This window comes from Streptomyces prasinopilosus (genome assembly GCF_001419695.1).
Taxonomy (GTDB): Bacteria; Actinomycetota; Actinomycetes; order Streptomycetales; family Streptomycetaceae; genus Streptomyces; species Streptomyces prasinopilosus.
On record NZ_LIRG01000682.1, the window covers coordinates 1 to 7,906 of the forward strand.

The 7,906-nt window shown below is 71.7% G+C and carries 10 protein-coding genes; 9 read left to right on the forward strand and 1 reads right to left on the reverse strand.

Features of this window, described 5'->3' with window-relative positions:
* Window positions 1–382: LacI family DNA-binding transcriptional regulator (locus AOK18_RS24440; protein ID WP_157865158.1), on the reverse strand; the 382-nt coding region annotated here is incomplete at its 3' end.
* A 128-nt stretch (window positions 383–510) separates the two neighbouring features.
* On the opposite strand from AOK18_RS24440, the gene AOK18_RS24445 reads away from it, so the two are divergent.
* The 9 genes from AOK18_RS24445 to tatA all read left to right on the forward strand — a co-directional run.
* Complete coding sequence (locus AOK18_RS24445; RefSeq protein WP_055571811.1) at window positions 511–1,770, forward strand: MFS transporter; 1,260 nt, start codon at window positions 511–513, stop codon at window positions 1,768–1,770.
* A gap of 9 nt (window positions 1,771–1,779) precedes the next feature.
* On the forward strand, window positions 1,780–3,141 hold the full coding sequence (gene pafA, locus AOK18_RS24450) for a Pup--protein ligase (RefSeq protein WP_055571812.1): 1,362 nt from the start codon (window positions 1,780–1,782) through the stop codon (window positions 3,139–3,141).
* A 135-nt stretch (window positions 3,142–3,276) separates the two neighbouring features.
* Complete coding sequence (locus tag AOK18_RS24455; protein ID WP_055571813.1) at window positions 3,277–4,278, forward strand: FKBP-type peptidyl-prolyl cis-trans isomerase; 1,002 nt, start codon at window positions 3,277–3,279, stop codon at window positions 4,276–4,278.
* Between the two features lie 60 nt (window positions 4,279–4,338).
* On the forward strand, window positions 4,339–4,710 hold the full coding sequence (locus AOK18_RS24460) for an FKBP-type peptidyl-prolyl cis-trans isomerase (protein WP_030835713.1): 372 nt from the start codon (window positions 4,339–4,341) through the stop codon (window positions 4,708–4,710).
* A 160-nt stretch (window positions 4,711–4,870) separates the two neighbouring features.
* Window positions 4,871–5,824, forward strand: coding sequence for a helix-turn-helix transcriptional regulator (locus AOK18_RS24465; protein ID WP_055571814.1), 954 nt, complete (start codon window positions 4,871–4,873; stop codon window positions 5,822–5,824).
* A 17-nt stretch (window positions 5,825–5,841) separates the two neighbouring features.
* Window positions 5,842–6,837 carry a helix-turn-helix transcriptional regulator gene (locus AOK18_RS24470; RefSeq protein ID WP_055571815.1) on the forward strand — a complete coding sequence of 332 codons (996 nt, stop codon included), beginning with the start codon at window positions 5,842–5,844 and terminating at the stop codon, window positions 6,835–6,837.
* 61 nt (window positions 6,838–6,898) lie between these two features.
* Window positions 6,899–7,192: a hypothetical protein gene (locus AOK18_RS24475; RefSeq protein ID WP_074994860.1), complete on the forward strand. Its 294-nt coding sequence runs from the start codon at window positions 6,899–6,901 to the stop codon at window positions 7,190–7,192.
* 158 nt (window positions 7,193–7,350) lie between these two features.
* The gene (locus tag AOK18_RS24480) at window positions 7,351–7,545 is read left to right on the forward strand and encodes a hypothetical protein (RefSeq protein WP_055695726.1); all 195 of its coding nucleotides are present in this window, start codon (window positions 7,351–7,353) and stop codon (window positions 7,543–7,545) included.
* 238 nt (window positions 7,546–7,783) lie between these two features.
* Window positions 7,784–7,906, forward strand: a 123-nt coding sequence (gene tatA, locus AOK18_RS24485) for a twin-arginine translocase TatA/TatE family subunit (RefSeq protein WP_157865159.1), incomplete at its 3' end; no start/stop codon positions are given.

Below are 7,906 nucleotides of genomic sequence, written 5' to 3' on the forward strand. Positions count from 1 at the left end.
CTACCCCTCCCCCGAGGGCGGCCTGCCCGGAGGCGAAGGGGTTGCGGGCGGGGCCGATGCCCTCGGGGGAGGGGTAGAGGACGACGCCGAAGCCGTGCTGGGCGGCGACGCGGGCGGCCCCGGTGTAGACGCCGGCGAAGAACTCGGTGGTCAGGGCGGGGACGACCAGGAGCACCGTGCGGGTGCGGCCGAGGCGCAGGTTGCGGGCGGCCAGGTTGGGGCGGTAGCCGAGGGCGTGCGCCGCCTCGCGCACGCGCTGTGCCGTGGCCTCGGAGACGCGGCCGCGCCATTTGTCGCCCATGACGAGGGAGACGGCGGCCTGGGAGACGCCGGCGGCCTGCGCGACGTCCCGGCTGGTGGGGCGGGTCTGGGCTCGGGCCACCGGGGGCCACTCCTTCGACTGGACTCCGTCTGGACTGGCGAACAGCGGACATGGTACGTATGAAGACCGAAGTTATACGTACAACGTCGAGGTTCCGAGGGGCACCGGCGGAGAAGTGGAGGCGCTGCATGGCCACGGGATACCTGGAGATCCTCCGGGTGCGGCACGCGGCCCGGCTGCTGGTCGGCACCCTGGTGGGCCGGCTGCCCAATGGGACCGCGGCCATCGCGATCGTGCTGTTCGTCCGCGCGGAGGGCGGCTCGTACAGCCTGGCCGGTGCCCTGGCGGCGGTGTACGGCGTGGCCAACGCGGTCGGGCAGCCGGTGCTGGGACGGCTCGTGGACCTGCGGGGCCAGCCCCGGGTCCAGCTGCCGGCCGCGGTGCTGTCGGCGCTGGCGATGGCGGCCTTCGCGTTCACGGGGATCGAGCCGCGGGCCGCGGCGTACGCGGCGGTGGCCGCCGCGGGGCTGTTCACACCGCCGCTGGAGGGCGGGCTGCGGGCCCTGTGGTCCTCGGTGCTGCACCGTGAGGACCAGGTGCACCGGGCGTACGCGATGGACGCGGTGGCGCAGGAGGTGATGTTCACCGTCGGTCCGCTGCTCGTGACGGTGTGCGTCTCGGTGTGGTCGCCCCAGGCGGCCCTGCTGGTGCTGAACGGGCTGGGGGTGCTGGGCGCGCTGTCCGTGGTGGTCTCGGCGCCCTCACGCGCGTGGCGGTCGGCGCCGCGCGAGGCGCACTGGCTGGGCGCGCTGCGTTCCCCGGGGCTGCTGGCGCTGCTGGGCGCCTTCCTGTTCGTCGGCATCGCGCTGGGGTCCATCACGGTGGCCTCGGTGCCCTACGGGGACGAACACGGCGGCGCCCATGTGTACGGCTGGCTGATGGCGGGCCTGGGGCTCGGCGCGCTCGTCGGCGGCATGGCGTACGGGGCGCGGCAGTGGGCCGGGGAGCCCGCGCGGCGACTGCGGGTGCTGGTGGCCTTCCTGGCGCTGTGTTACCTGCCGCTGACGCTGATGCCCGGTCCGGTGGCGATGACCCTGCTCGCGGTGGTCGCCGGCGTCTTCCTGGCCCCGGCGATCGCGTGCGCCTTCGTGCTGGTGGACCGGCACGCGCCGGCCGGGACGGTCACCGAGGCATTCTCGTGGCTGGTGACGACGTTCACCGTGGGCGCCTCGGTGGGGACGGGACTGGCCGGACCGGTGGTCGAGGCGGGCGGCGCCAGGGGAGGCTTCGCGATACCGGCGGCCGCGGGCGGCGTGGCCTTGCTGGTTTTGATGTGCACCGGAAGGGTACTGGTGGTTCCCGCAGGCGGGGCCGTGATTGCGGCCGGTTCGGAAAATGATCCGAACCGTGCCCTCGAACCCCGTTTGGGTTCAGGGGATCGGGCGTAATGTTCAGTCATGGACCGCCGCATTTTCGGACTGGAGAACGAGTACGGCGTCACGTGCACGTTCAGGGGACAGCGCCGCCTGTCTCCTGACGAGGTGGCGCGGTACCTCTTCCGCCGTGTCGTGTCATGGGGCCGCAGCAGCAACGTCTTTCTGCGCAACGGCGCCCGCCTTTATCTCGACGTGGGTTCGCATCCGGAATACGCCACACCCGAATGCGACAACGTGACCGAGCTGGTCACCCACGACAAGGCCGGGGAGCGCATTCTCGAAGGACTCCTGGTGGACGCCGAACGACGCCTGCACGAGGAGGGAATCGCGGGCGACGTCTACCTGTTCAAGAACAACACCGACTCGGCGGGCAACTCGTACGGGTGCCACGAGAACTACCTGGTGGCCCGCCACGGGGAGTTCTCACGGCTCGCCGACATCCTCATCCCGTTCCTGGTGACCCGCCAGCTGCTGTGCGGTGCCGGAAAGGTGCTGCAGACGCCGCGTGGCGCGGTGTACTGCGTCAGCCAGCGGGCCGAGCACATCTGGGAGGGCGTCTCCTCGGCGACGACCCGGTCCCGGCCGATCATCAACACGCGGGACGAGCCGCACGCGGACGCCGAGCGGTACCGCCGGCTCCACGTCATCGTCGGCGACTCGAACATGTCCGAGACGACCATGCTGCTGAAGGTCGGCGCCACCGACCTGGTGCTGCGCATGATCGAGGCGGGCACGGTGATGCGCGACCTCACGCTGGAGAACCCGATCCGGGCGATCCGCGAGGTGAGCCACGACATCACGGGCCGCCGCAAGGTCCGCCTGGCGAGCGGCCGTGAGGCCTCCGCCCTGGAGGTGCAGCGCGAGTACTACGAGAAGGCGGTGGACTTCTGCGAGCGCCGCGGCATCCGCACCGGCACGATCGAGCAGGTGCTCGAACTGTGGGGCCGCACGCTGGACGCGATCGAGGCCGAGGACCTCGACCGCATCGGCACCGAGATCGACTGGGTGATGAAGTACAAGCTCATCGAGCGGTACCGGGCCAAGCACAACATGACCATGTCGCATCCGCGGGTCGCGCAGATAGACCTCGCCTACCACGACATCCACCGCCGTCGCGGTCTGTACTACCTGCTGGAGAAGAAGGGGCAGGCCGCCCGGATCTGCAACGACATGAAGATCTTCGAGGGCAAGTCCGTTCCGCCGCAGACCACCCGGGCGCGGCTGCGGGGTGACTTCATCCGGCGGGCGCAGGAGCAGCGGCGGGACTTCACCGTCGACTGGGTGCACCTCAAGCTGAACGACCAGGCGCAGCGGACGGTGCTGTGCAAGGACCCGTTCCGGTCGGTGGACGAGCGGGTGGAGAAGCTGATCGCCGGCATGTGAGAAGTGCCGTCCCGCGGTTCTCGCGCACCGCGGAACGCCACACGGGCGCCGCACGTTACTCGGTGCGGCGCCCTTCTCACGCCGTAGAGTTGCGCGGACGCCACCGACAAGATCGACGATTACGAGGCCCCCACCGTGCGCCGACGCTCACTTCTCCTCGCCGTACCCGCCGGACTGGCCGCTCTCGCCGCGTGCGGGGACGGCGGGTCCGATTCGAGCGAAGCCGGCGAGAGCGCCTCGCCGACCGCGCCGGACACGTCGGCCGCGCCCCCGCCGAAGATCGTCGACGGTCCGCTGCCGGCGATCACCGGGGGCGTGAAGTTCGGTGAGAAGCCCACCGTGGCCAAGGGCAGCGGTGAGCCGTCCGAGGACCTCGCGGTGAAGACCGTCATCGCGGGCGGCGGCAAGACCATCGCCGAGAACGACTTCGTGGTGGCCCACTACCTGGGCCAGGTGTGGAGCACCGCGAAGGTGTTCGACAATTCCTACGACCGCAAGGCGCCGCTGGCGATCCGGCTGGCCCAGGGCAGCATCATCGACGGCTGGCGGTACGGGCTGACGGGGAAGAAGGCCGGCAGCCGGGTCCAGATGGCGGTCCCGCCCACCTGGGGTTACGGCACGCAGGGCAACGAGCAGGCGGGCATCAAGGGCACCGACACCCTGGTGTTCGTGGTGGACGTGCAGGACACGTTCAACGCGAAGAGCTCCGCCGAGGGCCGCGAGGTCGCCCAGGACGACGTCGACCTGCCCAAGGTCGGCACGAACACGGACGGCAAGGCCCCCTCCATCGAGGTACCCGACGCGGACGCCCCGAAGAAGCTCGTGTCGCGCTACGTCCTCGAGGGCGACGGCGAGGAGGTCGGCGCCGACAACAGCGTGCTCGTGCAGTACAAGGGCGTGCTGTGGGACGGCGGCAAGGAGTTCGACTCGACGTACGGGCGGGGGCAGCTGACCTCGTTCTCGCTGCAGCAGGTCGTCAAGGGCTGGGCGCAGGGGCTCACCGGCAAGAAGGTCGGCAGCCGGGTCCTCATCGTCATCCCGCCGGACCTGGGGTACGGCGACACGCCTCCGGACGGCAGCGACATCAAGAAGGACTCCACGCTGGTCTTCTCGGTCGACATCCTCGCGAAGCTGTGACCGCGCGTGATGTAAGACTGTGTCTGTTCGCCTTTCCGTAGACAAGCAGGAGCGTTAGACGTGAGCATCGACAAGCCCGAGATCGACTTCCCGGGCGGCGAGCCCCCGGCGGACCTCGAGATCAAGGACATCTGGGAGGGCGACGGAGAGGTGGCGCAGGCGGGCCAGACCGTCACCGTCCACTACGTCGGTGTCGCCTTCAGCACGGGCGAGGAGTTCGACGCCAGCTGGAACCGCGGCACCCCCTTCCGCTTCCCGCTGGGCGGCGGCCGGGTCATCAAGGGCTGGGACCAGGGCGTGCAGGGCATGAAGGTCGGCGGCCGTCGCCAGCTGACCATCCCCGCGCACCTGGCCTACGGCAACCAGAGCCCGACCCCGGCGATCAAGCCCGGCGAGACGCTGATCTTCGTGGTCGACCTGCTCGGGGTCTGACCGCCCGCCCGGTCGCCCGTGTGCCCTCGGGGCCGGATCGCGACCGGAGCCGATCATCCGGGGTCCATGCCCGCCCGGGCATGGGCCCTCGGCTTTTGCCGTGCCACCACGGGGCGGTACGGTCATCGGACCGAGCAGCATGAGGAGGCGAAGGGCGTCGATGGCCATTGCCAAGGCCGAGCGGCTGATGAACCTGGCACTGTGCCTGCTGGGCACGCGGCGGCCACTGAGCAAGCGCGAGCTGCGCGAGTCCGTCGAGGCCTACCTCGAGGCGGCCTCGGACGACGCCTTCAACCGCATGTTCGAGCGCGACAAGGACGATCTGCGCGAACTCGGACTCGTCATCGAGACCGTGGAGAACCTCGAGGGAGAGGTCGGCTACCTGGCCCGGCGGGACAGCAACCGCCTGCCGCCCATCACCCTCGACGCGGAGGAGGCGGCCGCACTGGGCCTGGCGGCCAAGGTGTGGCAGCAGGCCAGACTGGCCGGCGCGGCCAGCGGCGCCCTGCAGAAACTGCGCGCGGCGGGACTGCCCGAGGACGTCGACCCCTACGGGGCCCACAGCGCGCTCGAGCCGCGCATCCCCGTGCACGAGGCCGCCTTCGAACCGCTGATGCTGGCCTGCCGCGACCGCCGCCCCGTCGTCTTCGACTACCGCAAGGCCACCGCCGCGCAGCCCGAACCGCGCCACGTCGAGCCGTGGGCGCTGGAGTGCTGGCGCGGCCACTGGTACCTGGCGGGCTGGGACCGCGACCGGGGCGCCGAACGGGTCTTCCGGCTGTCCCGGATCACCGGCAGGGTGCGCTCGCGCGGCACCCGGTACACCGCCCCGGTGCCGGACGTCGTCACCGTCCGCGAGACGGTCGCGAGCTGGGCGGGGGAGAGCGCCGACCGCTCCGCGCGGATCCGGCTGCGCACCGGCGCGGGGTACCCCCTTCGGGCGAAGGCCACCTCGGTGCGGGAACTCGGCGGGGGATGGGAAGAGTTGGAGATCCCGTACGGGCACGGCCTGGACGCCTGGCTGGTGGAGTTCGGAGCGGACGTGGTGGTCCTGGAGCCCGCCGAGCTGCGGGCCGACGTGGTGGACCGGCTGCGCGCAGTGGCCAAGGGCTGAGGGGGACGGACGAGAACGTGGCAGGCAAACCGGTCAGGCCGGCGAACGCCATCGACCAGACCCGCAGGATGCTCTCCCTGGTCACGTACCTGAGGGAGCGCCCGGGGGCCCGGATCGAGGACGTGGCGCGCGCCTTCGGCATCACCGAGGACGAGCTGGTCTCGGACCTCGACGTGCTGCCCATGTGCGGCACCAGTTTCCGCGGCGGCGACCTGCTGGACATCGACACCGACGGGGAGCGCATCTGGTGGCACAACCCGGCCGCGCTCGGGGCGGAGGCCGCCGAGCCGCTCCGCCTCGCCGCGGACGAGGCCACCGCCCTGCTCGTCGCCGCGCGGGCCGTGGCCACCCTGCCCGGACTGCGCGAGAGCGACCGGCAGGCGCTGCTGCGGGCCACCGCCAAGGTGGAGACCGCGGCCGGCGAGGCGGCGGGCGCCAGTGCCCGGCTGTCGGTGACCTTCGAGTCCGAGGGCGGTGTCTTCGCGGACGTCGACCGTGCCATCGCCGAGCGCCGCAGACTGTGGATCCGCTACTACTCGCCCGCCCGGGACGAGCTCAGCGAGCGCGAGATCGACCCCATCCGCCTGGTCAGCGTCGGGCACACCTACGTGGAGGCCTGGTGCCGCCGCTCCGAGGCGCGCCGCACGTTCCGGCTCGACCGGGTCGCCGAGATCAAGATCCTCGACGAGCCGTCCGCGCCGCCCGAGATCGAGCTGCGGGACCTCTCGGAGGCGCTGGTGCAGCCGGCGGCGGAGGACCCGGTGGTCGTGGTCGAGGTCGGGCCGGGCGGCCGCTGGGTCGCCGAGTACTACCCGCACGACAGCGCGGACGAGCTGCCCGACGGCGGGCTGCGCGTCACCTTGCGGACACCCGACCCGGCGTCGCTCAAGCGGCTGGCGCTGCGGCTCGGGCGGGACGGCCGGATCGTCGCGCCGGACGACCTCGCGGACAGTGCCCGGCGGGCGGCCCGCGAGGCCCTGGCGGCGTACGACGACGCCGGGACGGCCGGATGAGCGGGCCGCACACGGTGTGCGCGGCCCGGGGCGGGCAGGACGACAGGCAGGAGCGAGGACTGTGAGCGAGTCGGTCACCCCTGGAGTGCGGGGCATGACGGTGGCGTCCGCGTTCTCCGGGATGAGAAGCGTGGCGCCGGTCGTGTTCCGGGCGGGCTGCCCCGACTGCAGGGGGCGTTTCGAGCTGGGCGCGCACGCGCTGCGGCTGGTCATAGGTGCCAGCAGGCGGACCACCTTCTACTCGTTCACCTGCCCCGCGTGCGAGGCCGCGGTCCGCAAGCCGGCGGGGGAGCGGGTCGTCGAACTCCTCACCGGCGGCGGGGTCAGCACCCTGCGGCTGCACTCGACGGCGTAGCGCCCCGTGACGGGGGGTGGGCCACCGTGACGGCCGGTGGGGTCCTCCCGGCGGCCGGTGGCGTCCCCGTGGTGGCCGGTGGCGTCCCCGTGGGGGCCGTGGGCCCCTTCCCGGGCGCCGGGCGTTCCGCGCGGGCGGGGAGCGTCTAGGCTCACCCCATGTTCTGGGCGATGTTCGCGGTGGCTGTGGGATTTCTGGGGCTCGTGGTGCTCGGGGTGTTCGCCGTACGGGTCTTCGTCGAGGCGGAGCGGCTCGGCAGACAGGTCACGGACTCGGCGCGGCGCATCAGCCGGGCCGCGGAGGACCTGGAGCGGGCGGCGGCCGGCGCGGCCCGCTCCGCGGAGGCGCTCTGACCGGATTCCGGCCGGTTCGAGGGCCGCAGACCCTGTCGAGTTGCCGACCCGGGCAGGTACGCTGCTGACCGCGGTGCGGAGAACGAGGCCCGGACCGCGGACGGGAGTACGCACGGGGATTGCCCTACGTTCACCCCTGAGAGTTACGATCGCTGACAACGCGATCGTCGGACACGCGTCCGAACAGTCGGACAGGGCAGCACCCCCACCCCAGCAGCCTCGGTGAGAAGGTAAAGAAATGTTCGGAAGGCTCGGAGCTCCCGAGATCATTCTCATCCTCGTCGTCATCATCCTGCTGTTCGGCGCGAAGAAGCTTCCGGACATGGCGCGGTCGCTCGGCAAGTCCGCCCGCATCCTCAAG